The 16,703-nt window shown below is 50.4% G+C and carries 12 protein-coding genes; 3 read left to right on the plus strand and 9 right to left on the minus strand.

The genetic code is table 11. From position 1 onward, the window contains the following. Positions 1–365: 365 nt before the first annotated feature. The 6 genes from K7P76_RS15100 to K7P76_RS15125 form a co-directional block, all read right to left on the minus strand. On the minus strand, positions 366–2,375 hold the full coding sequence (locus K7P76_RS15100; protein ID WP_232186138.1) for a beta-galactosidase: 2,010 nt from the start codon (positions 2,373–2,375) through the stop codon (positions 366–368). Between the two features lie 50 nt (positions 2,376–2,425). Beyond that, the gene (locus tag K7P76_RS15105; RefSeq protein WP_232186139.1) at positions 2,426–3,670 is read right to left on the minus strand and encodes a response regulator transcription factor; all 1,245 of its coding nucleotides are present in this window, start codon (positions 3,668–3,670) and stop codon (positions 2,426–2,428) included. Further along, on the minus strand, positions 3,667–5,463 hold the full coding sequence (locus K7P76_RS33455) for a sensor histidine kinase (RefSeq protein WP_232186140.1): 1,797 nt from the start codon (positions 5,461–5,463) through the stop codon (positions 3,667–3,669). The genes K7P76_RS15105 and K7P76_RS33455 overlap by 4 nt, the downstream gene beginning before the upstream one ends. Positions 5,464–5,534: 71 nt before the next feature. Further along, positions 5,535–7,262, minus strand: coding sequence for an extracellular solute-binding protein (locus K7P76_RS15115; RefSeq protein ID WP_232186141.1), 1,728 nt, complete (start codon positions 7,260–7,262; stop codon positions 5,535–5,537). Between the two features lie 68 nt (positions 7,263–7,330). Further along, positions 7,331–8,218, minus strand: a complete 888-nt coding sequence (locus K7P76_RS15120; RefSeq protein WP_232186142.1) for a carbohydrate ABC transporter permease — start codon at positions 8,216–8,218, stop codon at positions 7,331–7,333. A gap of 13 nt (positions 8,219–8,231) precedes the next feature. Further along, a complete protein-coding gene (locus tag K7P76_RS15125; RefSeq protein WP_232186143.1) occupies positions 8,232–9,182 on the minus strand; it encodes an ABC transporter permease in 951 nt (316 codons plus the stop codon). 195 nt (positions 9,183–9,377) lie between these two features. On the opposite strand from K7P76_RS15125, the gene K7P76_RS15130 reads away from it, so the two are divergent. Genes K7P76_RS15130 through K7P76_RS15140 form a run of 3 tightly spaced genes read left to right on the plus strand, consistent with a single transcriptional unit; the run spans position 9,378 to position 11,803 of the window. Then, entirely contained in the window at positions 9,378–10,214 is an 837-nt protein-coding gene (locus tag K7P76_RS15130) for an ABC transporter ATP-binding protein (RefSeq protein WP_232186144.1), read from the plus strand. Beyond that, positions 10,211–11,014, plus strand: a complete 804-nt coding sequence (locus K7P76_RS15135) for an ABC transporter permease (RefSeq protein WP_232186145.1) — start codon at positions 10,211–10,213, stop codon at positions 11,012–11,014. Before K7P76_RS15130 ends, K7P76_RS15135 begins: the two co-directional genes overlap by 4 nt. 6 nt (positions 11,015–11,020) lie before the next feature. After that, positions 11,021–11,803, plus strand: a complete 783-nt coding sequence (locus tag K7P76_RS15140; RefSeq protein WP_232186146.1) for an ABC transporter permease — start codon at positions 11,021–11,023, stop codon at positions 11,801–11,803. Positions 11,804–11,892: 89 nt separating this feature from the next. Here the strand turns inward: K7P76_RS15140 and K7P76_RS33460 are convergent, their stop codons facing one another. From K7P76_RS33460 to K7P76_RS15155, 3 genes are all read right to left on the minus strand, one after another. Continuing rightward, on the minus strand, positions 11,893–13,455 hold the full coding sequence (locus K7P76_RS33460; RefSeq protein WP_232186147.1) for a response regulator: 1,563 nt from the start codon (positions 13,453–13,455) through the stop codon (positions 11,893–11,895). Further along, positions 13,452–15,299 carry a cache domain-containing sensor histidine kinase gene (locus K7P76_RS33465; protein ID WP_232186148.1) on the minus strand — a complete coding sequence of 616 codons (1,848 nt, stop codon included), beginning with the start codon at positions 15,297–15,299 and terminating at the stop codon, positions 13,452–13,454. The genes K7P76_RS33460 and K7P76_RS33465 overlap by 4 nt, the downstream gene beginning before the upstream one ends. 64 nt (positions 15,300–15,363) lie before the next feature. Beyond that, positions 15,364–16,698 (minus strand): ABC transporter substrate-binding protein, encoded by a 1,335-nt coding sequence (locus tag K7P76_RS15155; protein ID WP_232186149.1) that lies wholly within the window; start codon positions 16,696–16,698, stop codon positions 15,364–15,366. Positions 16,699–16,703 lie beyond the last annotated feature (5 nt).

Below are 16,703 nucleotides of genomic sequence, written 5' to 3' on the forward strand. Positions count from 1 at the left end.
GCAACTAATCGATATACCTTTATTATAAAGCGCGGGGTTGGGCGGTATAAGTTATTATTCCCACTATGGGGGGATAAAAATGGACAGTGGTTTTGAATGAGGGCGTTGGACGGAGCTGTATGCGGCAGTACGCGATGATATCTCTCTCCAGCCGCTTGCTGTAAACCCTTTGCCTGATGGATAAATGCAGAAAAGGTGGCAAAGGGTTTACAGAGGCGGACGTTGCACTCTTCCGAGAGATATCATCGCTCCCTGCCTTTCGGCTCCTTCCATTTTCCATTGCAACAACCACTTATGGGCTGGGGCAGGAGGAGGAAAGAGAAGAGACAAGAGATGAAACAAAATAAGAGGCAATAATCTAAGTGCTATACTAAAGAATTACTAAATACAAGGACTCCATTTGGTTCCAATTCCACCTCGGTCGCTAAGGGTTCATCTGTAAACAGATTCACGCTTCCCGTCGGAGGGGTGAAACTGACCAGATCGTTAGAATGATTCAGGACGAAATAAATGTTTTGCTCTTCCCGCCTGCGCACGGTGACTTCGACTAGGGGATGATCGACATTCCATTCGGGAAGCGCTCCGGTTTCCTTGCAGATTCTATCGAGCAGCCGGGTTCGGGCGGAAGCGTCTAGCTCCGTTGCAATATAATAGGCCTTCCCTTTGCCATAGGCATTGCAAGTTACCGCGGGACATTCCGCGAAATAATCGGACGTAAACTCGGCGACGACTTCTGCCGTTTTGTTGTCTACTACGTCGTACCATATGCTTGATGCATAGCCAGCTGAGGAGACACCTTTCCCATCTAGGAATTGCAGCTGCTGCGATTCACCTTCCGGAATGATTCCGTAATCGTCGATTTCGATTCCGAGCAGCTTTTTGAACGGTCCCGGCAGCACTTCGGAACGCATGCGGTTATCCGGCAGCTTGGCGCCCGCCCGGAAATCCATGACGACCGTCCCTCCAATCTCGACGTAACGATAGATTTTGTCCGCGAGAGCATCGTCAACAAGCGCGAGATGCGGCAGGATGATGAAGTTGTACTTGGTGAAATCAGCTGTCGGCGAGACGACATCAACGCCCGTATGTTTCTCTATAAAATAGCGATGGTAGTTTTTCACTTGACGGAGGTACTTATAACCCGGATTATGCGGCTGAATATCGAACACCCAATCATTATCGAAACAGCGGATAATGGCAGCTTGATTGCACACAATGCTGCCGTCCAAGTGTGGCGCCAACTTGGCAAGTTCCGCTCCGACCTGGCGGACTTCATCATATTTGCGGCCGGGAACGCCGCTATGCTGCAAAATGCCGTGCCAATGCTGCTCCGCTCCGGCGACGGCCGTACGCCAGCGGAAATACAGCAGCGCATCCGCTCCGTGGGCGATCGATTGATAAGTCCATCTCCGCAGCTCTCCCGGCTTCGGCGTAACTTTCAGAATATGAGCTCCCGGCGTACCGCTTTGATGCTCGAGAACCCAATAATTCGCCTGTTTGAAGCCCCGGGTCATATCGTGGTGCAGCGCCGGAGTGTAAGGATTAATCGGCTCGTTGTCCGGGAAATTCGCATAAACGTCAAGCCCTGATATATCCAGCGGTTTGGCCAGCTTGTAATAGTCAATTTCATTAAAGGTGCCCATCATATTGTGCGTGATTTTCTGGTGCGGGGCGGCGCTGCGGATAATGCCGATCTGAATATCCTGGAACCGGCAGACGGCTTCGGAGGAAAATCTCCGAAAATCCAATTGATACCCCGGATTATGAAGCTGGTATACGGTAAGCTTGGGCGTCTCGATTTCTTCGAACGAGTTGTACATATTGTTCCATACGACGGTGCCCCAACTTTCGTTTAACGCGTCTATTGTGGAATATTTGCGCTTGAGCCAGCCTTGGAATGCCGCTTTGCACGTATCGCAATAACACCATGTCGTATCTACGCAACCGAATTCATTATCAATCTGCCATCCGATGACGTTGGCATTATTTTTATACCGTTCGGTCATAGCGCCGACGAGCTTGCGTATATAGCTCGGATAATCCGCGTTATTAAAACAATAATGCATTCGGGTGCCGAATCCGCGAACATGTCCGTACATATCGCGCTTGTACATATCCGGATGGCGGTCCATAATCCATTTCGGCGGACTGGCGGTCGGCGTTCCGAGAATGACTTGTATTCCCGCGGAACCGAACATCTCGATCAATCTGTCCAACCAATCGAACGTAAATTGACCTTCCGACCGCTCTATTTTATTCCATGCGAATTCCGTCAGTCTTACTAGATTAAACCCGGCCTCGCGCATTAACGAGATATCTCGCTCCCAGCGTTCCTCAGGCCATTGCTCCGCGTAATAACAAGCTCCAAAATACATCGTTGCCACTCCCCCATAATCAACCGATTTTCTGCAGCTCCATATGCCCTTTATTCCATTTCCGTGCGGAATTCATTGGCGCTCTTTCCCGTATATTGTTTGAACTTCTTGTAAAACCAATCGATTTCCTTAAATCCGACTTCTTGGGAAATTTCATACACTTTCTTGTCGGTGAACATCAGCAAATCCTTGGCGGCGTCCAGCCGTTTCTGCAGCAAATAATCCTTGAAAGATATTCCCGCGTAAGAACGGAACAGTTGGCCGAGCTGATTCGGATTAACGAATAGTTCCGCCGCAATTTGCTTAAGCTCGAGATTGGCCGCATAACGTTCCTTAACGATCTGCTTCACTTCCTCGACAAGCAAATAGTGGCTGTCGGTGCTCTGCTGCACCCGGTCCGCAAGCCAAATCGATTCGGCGGCAGGAAGCAAGCTTTGCTTGTTCAGCACTTCAAGCGCCGCTTCATAGGAACCGGGCACGTCTTCGAAGGAAGACACGATCGGCCCGATGGAAACCGCTATTTCGGCTTTCGCATACTGAGCAACCTCGCTTCGCATAAGCCGGGCCTTCTCCCAGAGGTTCTCTCCTCCAATCTCCTTCTTGTTAGCCATATACACGATGCCGAAGCGTTCCAATGATTCCTCGAACAATAACCCGTTGTTTCCGAACAGCTCCTCTACGACATTGCGAACGGCAAATCTTCTAAGCTGGATTCCCGCCCGCGAGAGGGTATTTTGGGCCTGAAGCAAATCCGTAAGCTCCACGATAAATACGCAGAACGGCTCGCCGCCCTCCTGAGCCCACCATTTGAAATCGTTGAATGCCGAAGGGTCGATCAGCAATCCGCGCGCCCAGCGCCGCACCAACTGTTCGCGTACGAGAGGCATTCCTTGGTACCACTTTTTCTTCTCCATCGCTTCATTCTCGATATCGACCTTAACGGCCAGCAGCTTCTCCTTCAGCTCATCCGTGCTCACCGGCTTAAGCAAATAATCCTTTACGCCCAGTTGCATCGCCCGGCGGGCATATTCGAATTCCCCGTAACCGCTAAGCAAAATGATCGGCACTTCGGAAAACTCCCTAACGCCTGCAATCAGATGCAAGCCGTCCATTCTAGGCATTCGAATATCGCTTATAATCAAATCGATTGATCGCTTGCGGAACGACTCGAGCGCCTCTTCGCCATTGGAAGCTTCTTCGATGATGCGAAATCCGTATTGCTCCCACGGAATCAAATTTCGGAGAGATCGCAGCGCGGCGGGCTCGTCATCCACAATAAGCACATTCAGCATCATTGATCGTCTCCTTCGTTTAATTGATTAAGCTCCGCGTTCTCCGCAGCAATCGGCACCGTAAATTCGGCCTTCGTTCCTTTGCCGTTGCTGCTAAGCTCAAGACCGCTTTCCGGACCGAACGTCGCCATTAGCCGGAAATGCACGTTGCGCACGCCGATATGACTTCCCGATAAAACGGATTGTTCGTCGTTCAGCCATTCCCTAATTTCTCGCAGCCGATCGGGATCGATACCGACCCCGTCATCTTCAACCGTCAGCCTCCAGCATTGCTCCTCCAATACTGCGCTAATCCGTATCCATGTCGGCTCATCGTTCATTTCCAAGCCGTGAATCAAAGCATTTTCCACCAGCGGCTGCAAGGTCAGCTTCGGAATATACAGGTTGAGCGCCGCTTCCGGCACCTCGATGCGATATTGCAGACGGTGCTCGTAACGCAGCTTCTGAATCCGTAAATACGTAGATACGAGCTCAAGTTCCTCTTGCACGGTTATTTGCTCGGCCTTATTTTGCAGAAGGAATCGGAAAGTTCGGGCAATCATGTCGACGATATCGGCGTTTTTGGCGTCTTTGAGGTCGAGCAGGTTAGCGCGAAGCATATTCAGCACGTTAAACAAGAAATGGGGATTGATTTGCGCCTGAAGCGCGTACAATTCCGCTTCGCGCGTACGCAGCGCCATATCTTTGCTGTCGATTTCCGACTGATACACTTCCCGGATAAGCGTCTCCAGCTGTTTGACCATCTCGTTGAAAATACGGCCCAACTGGCTGATCTCATCGTTTCCGCTTACTTCCACGAACCCGCGATATCGGTCTTGATGGACCGTGCGCATTTTTTTCGCCAGACTTGTCAGCCTCTTCGTCAAACCAATGGATAAGCCGTATACGAGCAGTGCGGCAAAGCCGCAAGAAGCGGCGAACATCAGATAAGCCAGCCACCGCATCCGCTCAACCTTGGGCATCAACTCATCAAGCGGAACGATCATGATCACCCTCATATCCCGTAACGCGCTCCGGCTGTTTAAGTGCCGATACAGCACCAGGGAAGAGCTGCCTTCGTCCTCCAATTGGAAAAAGCCATTGCCTTCGCCAATCCGGGAGGCAAATGGAAAATCCTGAAGCTCGGGGATAGATTTATTACGGTCTCCGCTGTCGAGCAGCACTTGGCCATCTTTCAGAATGAATAATAACCGGGCTCCGCGACTTTCTTCTTCAATCAGCCGATACAGCTCCCGCTCCCTTACTTCAATGGAAGCGTACAGGTCCGTGCCGGGCTCTAAGTAATCCAGCTTCTGCTTCAGGCTGAATACCTGTTCGTTCGACATCGGGATGCGGTACGAATTCGTCCAATACATTCCGGACGGCTTGTTTTTCAAGGTAATATACCAAGGCTCATTGCGGACCTCTTCGTCGATCATCGTGACGTTGGCGTAAGTGAGCGTCGGGTTGTCGGAATAAAATTTGACGCGATAAATATCCTTAATGCCTTCCAGATTAAACAAATACGGCTGCAAATAGTCGAAATACGCTTGATAGGCTACCCGTTTGTCAGGGTACCTCGTGAGCAGCACCTGCTGCAGCGTAAGGTTAAGGTAAAAGGAATTGGCCGTCTCCTCATACGATTGCAGCTTGTTGTCCAAATTGGAGGTAACCTGAGCAAGCGTCTGCGCCTTCGTCTCGGTAATCGCATCGAACAGCAGGCTGGCGCTGCGTTTGGTCAGGAAATAAGTTAATGACCCCATCAGCAGGATGGCCGCAAACAAATAAACGACGAATAATCGAGTTTGTATTCTCACGTCCATCCCTCCCTTAGGGTCGCCAACACTTGAGGAATCCCCGACCGCATGGCCGGGGAAACCTACCGAGCTTATTTACTCAGCGTTGCGTTATACTCGGCCAAATAGTCTTTCCATATTTTCGTGAACGACTCCTCGTACATATCCAACCCGATGTCTTTGGCTGAGGCTACGAATGCCGCGAATAGCTTCTCGAATTCCGCATCATCCTTAGCCATAATAATCTGCGACGTCGTTTTTCTGCGCAAATCGTCCAGCTTCTGATCGACAACCTTGAATTTGGAGTCGCTCGGAGGCGGCAGCTGCCATAAGTAGGCGGGAACCTTCTCGACCGGCGGCAGTAAGTCCGCCCATGTGGAAATTCCGTATTTATCGAGAACTTCCAACGTCTTCTCGTCATATTCGCTGCGAACCGACTCTTGGGTGATCGGCGTGGCGAAATCGCCGTCGGCCAGCTTCGCGCCGTCTCCGATGCTGAACCAGTTGGTCACCTGACCCGTGTATTCGCTGCGGAAGCCTTCTTTGAATATCGCGTCCGGGTCGGCCAATTTCTGCTTCACCCACTCCGCCGTTTGCGTCCGCTTACCGTCTTTCAGTTCGTAGTGTACGCCTTCGATTCCCCACTGGGTGAGAATTTGACCCTCATCGGAGAACAGGTAGTCGAAAAACTTAATGATTTTCTCCGGATTTTTGGCATTGGCCGTAATGGCCCATTCATGCGTCCCGCCATTGGCGATCGTCATCGCGTTGCTATGGTCGCTGACCGATTCGTTAAAATAAACGGGAATATGCGCATACTGCCGGTCAAGCAGTTCCGCTGCCCGCAGCGAAGCTTCGGGAGGATTCGAGAACCAGCTTGGAGCATAAGCCGCCAACACGCGGCCTTGGGCCATCTTGGCCTTCAGCTCTTGCTCGCCCATGGAGAAAGCTTCTTTATCGAGCAGGTTCTCGTTAAACAGCTTGTTCATGAATTTATAGTAATCCTTCGTGTAGTTCGAAACCGGATTCCAATGCACGTCGCCGCTGTCTTCGACGACAAAGTTGCCATGGTCGGGACGCCCCGCCGCGCTAATGCCCGCGTTATTGAAGAAGACGTTGATCGTCCAGGAATTCATCGCCGCTCCGAACGCGATCGTATCTTTCCCGTCGATCTTGGGGTGCTTCGCGGCGTAAGCTTTGACGACGTCGTATAATTGGTCGAGCGTCTTGATTGTCGGAAAACCCGCTTCTTTAAGCACGTCATACTGAACGACGAATCCCGCTTTGGCATTGGCCGGAGCTTCTTTCGTCGCGTTGACGGAATAAAGCGAATAAATATGGCCGTCGTCATGCTTGAGCAAGTTGAGAGAGTCGCCCCATTTCGCCTTGATATTCGGACCGTACTGGTCAATCAGTTCATCAAGCGGAATGACTGCGCCCGCGTCAATGTATTTCTGCAGATGCTCATTGTCCAACCGGATAATATCCGGGTAGTCGCTGGCCGCAAGCCAAATGTCCCACTTCTGGAACAGATCGCCGAGAACCGCGTCGTATTTCAGTTCCACGCCCGTCTTTTCCGTCAGCTTCTTCGTAATCGAACCGCCCCAGATCAGTTTGCTTTCCTCTACTCCCATCGTGTAGATGGTCTTTTCCGTGGGAGCCTCGGAAGAAGCGCTTCCGGATTCCTGGGATTGGGTTGGGGACTGGGACGAGGAACTGGAAGCTTCCCCCTCATTCCCCTTGTTGCCGGCGCAGCCAGCCGCCGCAAATCCGATAAGAGATAAGAGAACAATACCGGCTAACCCTTTTTTCAAGCGCATGCGTACTACCCCTCTTCTTGTCTTAGTTTTATCTTAAGGCATTCCGCCTTAGATACAAAGTCATGAAATTACTCTTTAATGGCCCCGACGGTCATCCCCTGGATAAAATATTTCTGCAGGAACGGATAGACGACGAGAATAGGTACGGTGACGACGATTGTCATGGCGGCGCGAATCGCCTGGGGCGTCACGACGCTGACCGTGCTTTCCCCGACGTGGGCTTGCGAGCCTGCGGACTGGTTCATCGCGCTCATCAGAATCTTCATCAGCTCATACTGAAGGAGACTGAGATGATTCGCCCGGCTCGCATACAGGTAGTTGTCGAACCAGGAGTTCCAATGCATCACCGCGACGAACAAAGTGATCGTAGCTACGACCGGCAAGCTGATCGGCAGCAAAATCCGGAACAGCGTTTGAAAGTGGCCCGCCCCGTCCATCTTGGCCGACTCGGTCAATCCGGAAGGCAAGCTCTCGAAATAGCTGCGCATGATGATGATGAAAAAGGCGTTGACCAGCAACGGCAGCAAATAAACGAGAAAGTTGTTCATGAGATGGATGTTCTTGATCAGCAAATACGTCGGAATCAGCCCTCCATTGACGTAAAGCGTAAGAACGAGAACGCCGTTAAACAAATTGCGGAAAACGAATTCCCTCAAACTAAGCGCATAGGCAAACATCGCGGTGCACAAGATGCCAAGCGCCGTGCCGGTTACCGTTCGGACGATTGACAGAGTAAACGCGCCCAGCAGCCGATCGTTGGAAAAAATAATGCCGTAATTGTCCATCGACCAGACCCGGGGCAGAAGATATATTCCCCCTTTTAACGTATCGAGGGGATCGTTGAAGGAGATTGCGAACAAATTCAAGAACGGATATAACGTCATCGCGCCGAAAAGGGCCAATCCCGCATACAGGAACGTATTGAGGAAGGCGTCCCCGGCTTTAAAGCTTCTCATGCTGCACTCCTCCTCATATCAACCTGCCGGAACCGGTTCTTTTCGCCAAATAGTTAATGGACAATACCATCAGAATGCTGACGACCGACTTAAAAATGCTGATAGCCGCGCCGATCGAGTAATCTCCGATTTGGAACGAATACCGCAAGGCGTACAAGTCGAGCACTTCCGAGTAATCGAGCACGATCGGATTGCCGAGCAGAAACTGGGATTCGTAGCCGCTTTGGATAATCCAGCCGACCGACAGGGTGAGCAGAATGATCGCCGTAGGCATCAGACCCGGAATGGAAATATGCCACATCTTCTTCAGCTTCCCCGCGCCATCCACGTCCGCAGCCTCGAATAAATCCGGATTGATGCCGCTGAGTACCGCCAAGTAAATGATGGAGCTCCAGCCGACTTCCTTCCAGAAGCTGAGGAACGTGTGGATCGGCCAAAACCAATGCGACTTGGCCATGAAGTAGAAGGGCTGGTCGATGATACCGATTTTCTGCAGCAAGATGTTCAGCAGACCCCCGTCTGGAGATAGAAACATATGAGCGATGTTGGCGACGACGACCCAGGAAACAAAATGCGGAATATAGGTAATCGTTTGCACCGAACGCTTGAACCACTTGACCCGAACTTCGTTCAAAGCCAAAGCCAGCACGATAGCCCCGATAAATCCGGCGATCAAGTTCAAGAAACCCATCACGAGCGTATTACGGAGCACAAGGAAAAACTGGTCGTCTTGGAACAGCTGAACGAATTTATCGAAGCCCACGAAAGGGCTGCCGGACACGCCCTTAACGACCTTGTAATCCTGAAACGCCATGATCCAGCCGTAAAGCGGCATATAGTTGAACACGATGACCAGCGTTATCAGGGGTGCCGTCATCAGGAGCAACTCCTTTTGGATCAGCATTTTACGGAGTAGGGAAGGTGTTGCCTTGCGGCGGCTGGCTGGGTTAATGCCGGATTTCATCGGGTAAGCTCCTTTCATCCATTTCTGTGAGAGTACAGTTTGTTGTCACTGCTTCATTATAGAGGTGAATGTAAGCGGTTTTAACCGTTCAAAATCTCAAAAATAACCTGACAAAATAAAACAATTGACACCGATTGCCTATTAGTGATACCATCTTCTTCCTTTCGTTTTTATTCCATCCAGGAGGATAAAAAATTGATAACGGTTAGCGGAATTAGCAAGAGCTTTAAGGTGGCTAAGAGGAGTTCCGGGGTGAGAAGCGCGGTAAAATCGTTGTTTCGCCGGGAGTATACGGAAGTGGCTGCGTTAAACGAGATTTCATTTCACATCGCGCCAGGGGAAATCGTCGGCTATATCGGACCTAACGGCGCGGGCAAGTCCACGACGATTAAAGTGATGAGCGGCATACTCGTCCCGGATCGGGGAACTTGCACGATCATGGGTTACACGCCTTGGCTGGATCGCGTCGCGTATGTTAAGAACATCGGCGTCGTGTTCGGACAGCGTTCGCAATTGTGGTGGGATGTTCCGGTCATAGATTCCTTCGAGTTGCTGCGGGATATTTACGGCGTGCAAGAGAACGAATATAAGAGCAATCTTAAGCTTCTCGTCGAGACGCTGGATCTGAAAGACATCATCCATACTCCCGTGCGCCAGTTAAGCCTCGGACAACGGATGCGTTGCGAGATCGCGGCCTCGCTGCTGCACAGCCCAAGCATCCTGTTCTTGGACGAGCCTACTATCGGACTCGATGCCATCTCCAAGCTTGCGGTAAGACAATTCATTACGACGATCAATAAAGAAAAAGGCGTGACCATTATTCTGACCACGCACGACATGAACGATATCGAAGCGCTGGCGCAGCGGATTATCCTTATTGGCAAAGGAAGCCTGCTGTACGATGGTAATTTGAACACGCTGCGCGAACGATTCGCCCCAAGCAATCTTGTTACGGAAGCGGGATCTTCGATTAACGCACCGTCGATCGATGACATTATCGTTCAAATGTACAAGGAGTACCAAATCACATGAAGGCATACGTATCCGTCTTCAGACTGCGGCTTGCCAACGGCATGCAGTACCGCTCGGCTGCGCTTGCCGGCATTGCGACGCAATTTTTCTGGGGCTTCATCATCATTATGGTATTCCAAGCTTTCTATAGCCAAGCGCTTGTCCATCCACCGATTTCGCTTCCGCAATTAATTACCTATGTATGGCTGCAGCAGTCTTTTCTCTCGTTCATTATGTTATGGTTCCGGGATAACGAGCTGTTTCAGCTCATTACCAACGGAAATATCGCTTACGAGCTCTGCAGGCCGAGCGGAATATACGGCTTCTGGTATGCGAAGCTGCTTGCGCAGCGATTGGCGAGCGCCATGTTACGCTGCTTCCCCATTCTCCTCGTCGCCGTTTTCTTGCCTGAGGCTTACCGACTGTCAATGCCGGTCGATCTGACTACCGCTGCTTTATTTGCTGTTACGCTATTTTTGGGGTTATTCATCCTGGTTGCTATCTCCATGTTGATTTACATTTCTACCTTCGTCACGATGTCAGCCGCCGGTTCCCTTCTTATGTTTGGGGTCATCGGTGAATTTCTGGCGGGGATGGTCATCCCGATTCCGCTAATGCCTTCATGGCTGCAGTCTATCGTGAACGTACTTCCTTTTCGGCTGACGGCGGATTTTCCTTTTCGCGTTTACTCGGGGCATATCTCTAAATGGGAGGCTCTTGAACTGATCCCGCTCCAGCTTGTTTGGCTCGCGGCATTAATCGGAATCGGCAAATACGCGATGGGTAAAGCGCTTCGAAGAGTCGTCGTACAGGGAGGTTAGGCAAGAATGAGACTTTTCGGAAAATACTTGCTGATCTTGTTCAAATCCCAGATGCAATATCGCACTTCGTTTTGGCTGCTCACGTTCGGCCAGTTTTTCATCCCGTTCTCGGTGTTCGCCGGGTTATACTTTATGTTCGAAAGATTCGGCCAGATCAAAGGCTGGGATTTCTTCGAGGTGGCGCTGTGCTTCGGCGTCATTCATATGGCTTTTGCGATAAGCGAATGCATGGCCCGGGGCTTCGATATGTTCTCCAGCCTCGTCGCGAACGGCGACTTCGATCGATTGCTCGTCCGTCCGCGAAGCACCGTCCTGCAAGTGCTCGGTTCCAAATTCGAATTCACCCGATTCGGAAGGCTGCTTCAAAGCGCGCTCGTGCTGGCTTGGGCGATTAGCCAAATCCATGTGGAATGGACGTTCCTTAAAGCTCTCACTCTGCTGTTCATGATCGTTAGCGGCGTATTTATTTTTACGGGAATATTCATCCTGATGGCTACGATGTGCTTCTGGACGATTCAAGGACTCGAAGTCGCCAATATATTCACGGACGGCGGCAGGGAAATGGCGCAATATCCGCTCAATATTTATCAGAAATGGGTCGCTCGCTTCTTCACCTATGTCATTCCGTTCGGATGCGTAAATTACTTGCCTTTGCTGTACCTATTGGGCAGAACGGAAGGGAGCTCCGCCCTCTATGCGCTAACGCCGCTGGCCGGATGTATTTTCATCTTGCCTTGCCTGCTCATCTGGCGATTCGGAGTAAGGCACTATCGATCTACTGGCTCGTAAAGTTTTTGAAATATTCGACTGCTTGCAACGACTAAAACCATCGCCTGTCGGCGATGGTTTTTCTGCATTCTATTCGCTGTTATTTGGCCTCAGTCCGAAATGGATTCCGCCTGCCTGAATTCGCTTGGCGTCAATCCTGTGAACGTTTTGAATACTCTGCTGAAATAATGATGGTCCCAGAATCCGATCCGTTCGGCAATTTCCTTGAACATGAGCTCCGGCCGCTCCCGAATCAGCTCTTTTGCTTTATCCATGCGAAGCGTGTTGAAATAGTCCAGAAAAGACGCTCCCGCCTGTTTGCGGAACAAGTTGCACAGGTAAGTACGCGAAACTTTAAAATGCTCGCTCAGATGGTTTAATCCGATGGGCCTGTTCAGATTTGTCTTCAAATAATAGTCTATCTGTTTGAACAAAGGAGCGGGAGGCTCGAAGGCTCGACTGCCGGCTTGCGGCTCCAATCTTTCAAGCAGCAGCTCCCACAGAAATTCGGCCGCCTCTTCGAAGGAAACTGCCGTTTGCAATATTTCCTCTATTCTCTTCTCCGCTATTCCTGCAGCCTTAGAGTTCGCGAACCTTGCATGCTTCTCCACCCAGCCGTACAGGCGCTTCATATTTTGTTCGACTTCAACAACGGGAAGCCGTTCCGCTTTCCACATCTGAAAGGTAAGAAAAAATTGCTTTTTCATAGCAGCCGTATCTTCTTTTTGCAACAGTGAACTCATTTTCATCTCTTCCTGCTCGCCAAGCTGCATATAAGCGATCCGGGAATAAGCTTCTCCCGGTTTCAACCGGATTCGACTGGGGACGCCTAACACGATTCTGTCCTTAAGGACGTCAGCCAGCAGCGGTATCGTTTCCTTTATATTCGAAATCTTATGCAGGCCCGACGTATATACGACGGAGACGGGAAAATCGCGAAACGAAAAGTAACGGACGATGCTATCGACAACCCCCTCTATCGCTTCTTCATCCTCATCCTTTAATCCGACGATAATCATGTACGATCTTTGGTCTCTATAATCGAATATCCAAGCAGAGCCGTTTTCTCCGATATGTCGATTTAACTCCGTCATATAAGCTTCGTGCGCAATATCCGTCTGACGGTAGAATAACCGCTCTCTGTCGTTCATAACTTCCAAATTCTGAATCGCGACCACATAATAGGCGCGGTAACGACGGATTGCATCATTCCCGTCGACACGTTTTTCTTCCCATTGGTCATCGAACTCAATTGCCCGCTGCAACAGCTGCTTTTCCTCCGCGTACTTGGCTTCGAGCAAACGCGGATAGACTCGGTGAATGACCGCTTTGACCAACTCCGGATCAATCGGCTTCAGCAAATATTCGAGTACATTGGCGCGAATAGCCGCTCTAGCATAATCAAAGGAAGGATAACCGCTGATGATGACGATCGGAATCTCGGGAAAGTCCTTCTGCAACGACAGCGAAAGCTCAATACCGTTCATATTGGACATTTTGATATCTGTAAATAGAAGATCCGGCTTGGATTTTGCAATGATCTTAAGCGCCTCTTGCCCGCTGTAGGCTTCCGCTACTTCCGTCGTTTCTCCGGTTTCGGCGTCGAATTCAGTGATAATTCTCCTTACCTTTTTTATAAAGATCGGTTCGTCATCCACGATTAGAATATTCACGGAATCCCCTCCGTATCGGCATTGTCGTTCATATCCTGAACGAACCCGGAAATATCGACGCGGACGCCGCCTTCCGGACCGCTCCCGATATTAAAATCTACTCGGTTCTTGAAATAAAGCTTAAGTCGCATAAACGTGCTGATAATACCCATCCCGCCAAGGGAAAGCTGCTCCTGCTTATATAGATTTTCCCAATCCGCGGAATACAGCTCCAACTGACGGTGAATGGAGGCGAGCCGTTCCTGTTCGATTCCGCAACCGTTGTCCGCAATAACGAGATGCCACCTTCCGGCTTCCATTCTGCCCTGTATCGTCACTTTCAGACCATATTCGATATTCTGAAAGCCGTGTGTGATCGCATTTTCCACGAGCGGCTGAATCGTAAGCTTCGGAAGGGAGATGCGCTTCATTGCATCCGGAATCGAAAGCTCAAACTGCAGCCTATGCGCATACCGGGTTTCCATCAATTCCAGATAATTTTGGGCGAAAGCCGTTTCTAGCTCCAACGTCGTAATGGGGTTCGTCTGGACGATCGTGTACCTTAGAAAATCGGCCAGCTTCCTGCAAGTATCCGCCACCTTCGTTCTTTCTTCTTCCGAAAGGATGGCAATGACGCCTAGCATATTAAACAAAAAGTGGGGATTGATTTGAGACTGCAGCACTTCAAACCGCGATTGAAGCTGCATCGTCCGGAAGCTTACGATTTCTTCCAAAGAGCTCTGAAGGCGTACGTTCATTTTCTGGAAGGAACGATTGAGCAGCGCGATTTCGTCCAGTCCGGACTCATCCCTTAACGTCAATGCTTTATCCTCCAGATCGACGGTATCTATCATCCGCTTAAGCTTCACGATCGGATAGGTCAATGATTTGGACAACAAATAAAACACGAGAACGGAAAGAAGCATCAGCGTCAAAAATGCGAGCAGCGCGACATTGCGAAACAGATAAACGGGCGCGTAAAGCGTATTCTCGGGAATGGTATAAAAAACGGTGTATCCCGTCTTGGTAGAATGGCGATAAAGCAACGACTCCTTTACGCCCTCGTATGTAATTCGCTGCTTGCCGAATAGGGAACCGGATTCGGACGCAATCGTTCGGAACAAGGCCGACTCTCCCGCTAGATGCTCAGAAGACAGCGGCGAATTCGTATACAGCAAACGCTCCGAATTCATGATCCATAAGGACGCATCGGACCAGCGAGTCAATTTCTCTGGAGCCAGCAGCTCATCGGCGCGTATCTGGACTTCTAAATAACCGATTTTGTGACCTTGCCGGTTCAACTGGCGCGTAAGCACATATACGGGCGACGCGTCGCCGGTAACCCATGGATCGTGATCGAAATAAGAAAGCATGGCTACTCCCTTCCCCTTCGCCGTCAGGTCGAGCCATTCCCGCTCGTTGCGCAGTACGGCCGTCGGCAATATATCATGGGGCCTGTTGGAGAAGAATACGCCTTCGTCGCTAAAGATGTTAATCCGATGTACGCCTTTATAAATTTCCGCCAGTAAGGCGATGCTCTCATTAATTGAATTATGCGCTTTCAGAGCTTCCGTTTCATCGGGCGATCCCGCCAGCAGATGCAACCAGCTTACCGCGCTATTGCGCGATATTTCATCGCTCTTCATAAGATAGAGCTGATTGGTTATATTCTCATATTGGGTGAAGAACATGTCCAGGCTTTCCGTAATGACCGTTAACGATTGTTGAACGCCAAAAACGATATTTTTCTCAGTCGTATTTTTTATATAGAGATATAAAGGGATGCTGAGGATGAGCGTAAAAACAATGAGAAAGACGGTGTAAGTCATAAAAAGCCGGGTTTGAAACGTTCGAAACGAAAACACGCCGCCACCTCCGGTTCAACCGTATTACCGCCGTTCCGATTGTCAACAGTTATCAGAAGCCTAGTTATCTGGAACCAAGAAAAATCGGATCGCCATTGGCTTTCGCATCCTTCGCGAATTCCTTGTCCATGGCGCTTAAAACCTGTTCGGTCGTTTTCCCCCCGACAAGCACATCCATAATGTAAGCGGGCAAGTCACCGGAATTGTATTTCATCGCGTACTGCCAGTTGGCAAGACTCCTCCCGGCATCCATATCGCGCTTGACGTCCGCTTCCGCGGGAGTCAGCTTTTTCTGAACGACGCCTTTAAGCGCCGGTATGCCCCCTTCATGGGCAAAATACAAATTCTGCGTATCGATTGACGCGAAGTAGTTCACGAATTTCTGAGCGGCTTCCTGATTTTTGCCTTTAGGCACAAACATGCCATAAGGAGCAAATACGGGAACAACATCGGTTTCATCGCCGTCAAACGGCAAAATGAAAGCGCCGATGTCATTCACTTGGTCCGGATACTTTTCTGAAATGTCGTTCATAACCCACGTTGCCATCGGATACATGCCTGCTTTGCCCGTCGCTAGTGCCTTCTGCGCGCTGTCATAGGTGCCGGATAGGTAATCTGCGTTGATGTAGCTTTTGTTTTTTAATTCCAACATGACCTCCAATCCCCGCTTGAAATTCACGTATTCGGTGAATTTAGCCTGATTAGCATTAATTTTATCCACAAGAACGTGGTAGCCCCTCTTGCTGGCCGCATTAAACACGAGCAGTTGCAGCGTCCAAGCATCCTTGCCTGAGTAATAAACCGGCGTAACGTTCATTTGCTTCAACGTTTCGCAGATGTGCAGAAACTCCGCGTACGTCTTCGGAATGTTTAGACTATACGCCTTGAAAACCTTTTTGTTGTATAAAATAACCGATCCGTTAGAGCCCCAGTAAGGAACCGCATAATAACCTCGTACCAAGCCATCCGGGGTTTCCGCATCATCTAACGCGCCGGCCCAGGCGTCCTTGTCCAGGTTGGCCATCCAAGGCTGATCCTCCTGCTTCACGAAGAGCTCGGAAGGCGGACCGAAATCTCTAAGCAGGATGCCTGGAAAGTAGAGCAAAATGTCCGGCGTATCCCGAGTCGCGAACCTCGTCTGAATCAGGTCATTGCCAGACGGAGTATCCGGCACCGTCTCTACTTCCAGCTCGAAGCCATGCAAAGCCGCATCCTTGACGAGGGCATTCCAACCCGATTTGAACCAGGTGGCGTGGCCTAAAACTTTGAGCTTCGTTGTCGGCGGCAGTCGCGTGATTTCTGACGGCTGAGCCTCTCCCGCGCCGCAACCCGCCAGAAAGATCAGCAACCCTACCGTCGCGCAAGCAGCCCCTGCCTTCATTAGCCAATATCTCCTCACTCGGA

This window comes from Cohnella silvisoli, from assembly GCF_021190915.1.
Lineage (GTDB): Bacteria > Bacillota > Bacilli > Paenibacillales > Paenibacillaceae > Cohnella > Cohnella silvisoli.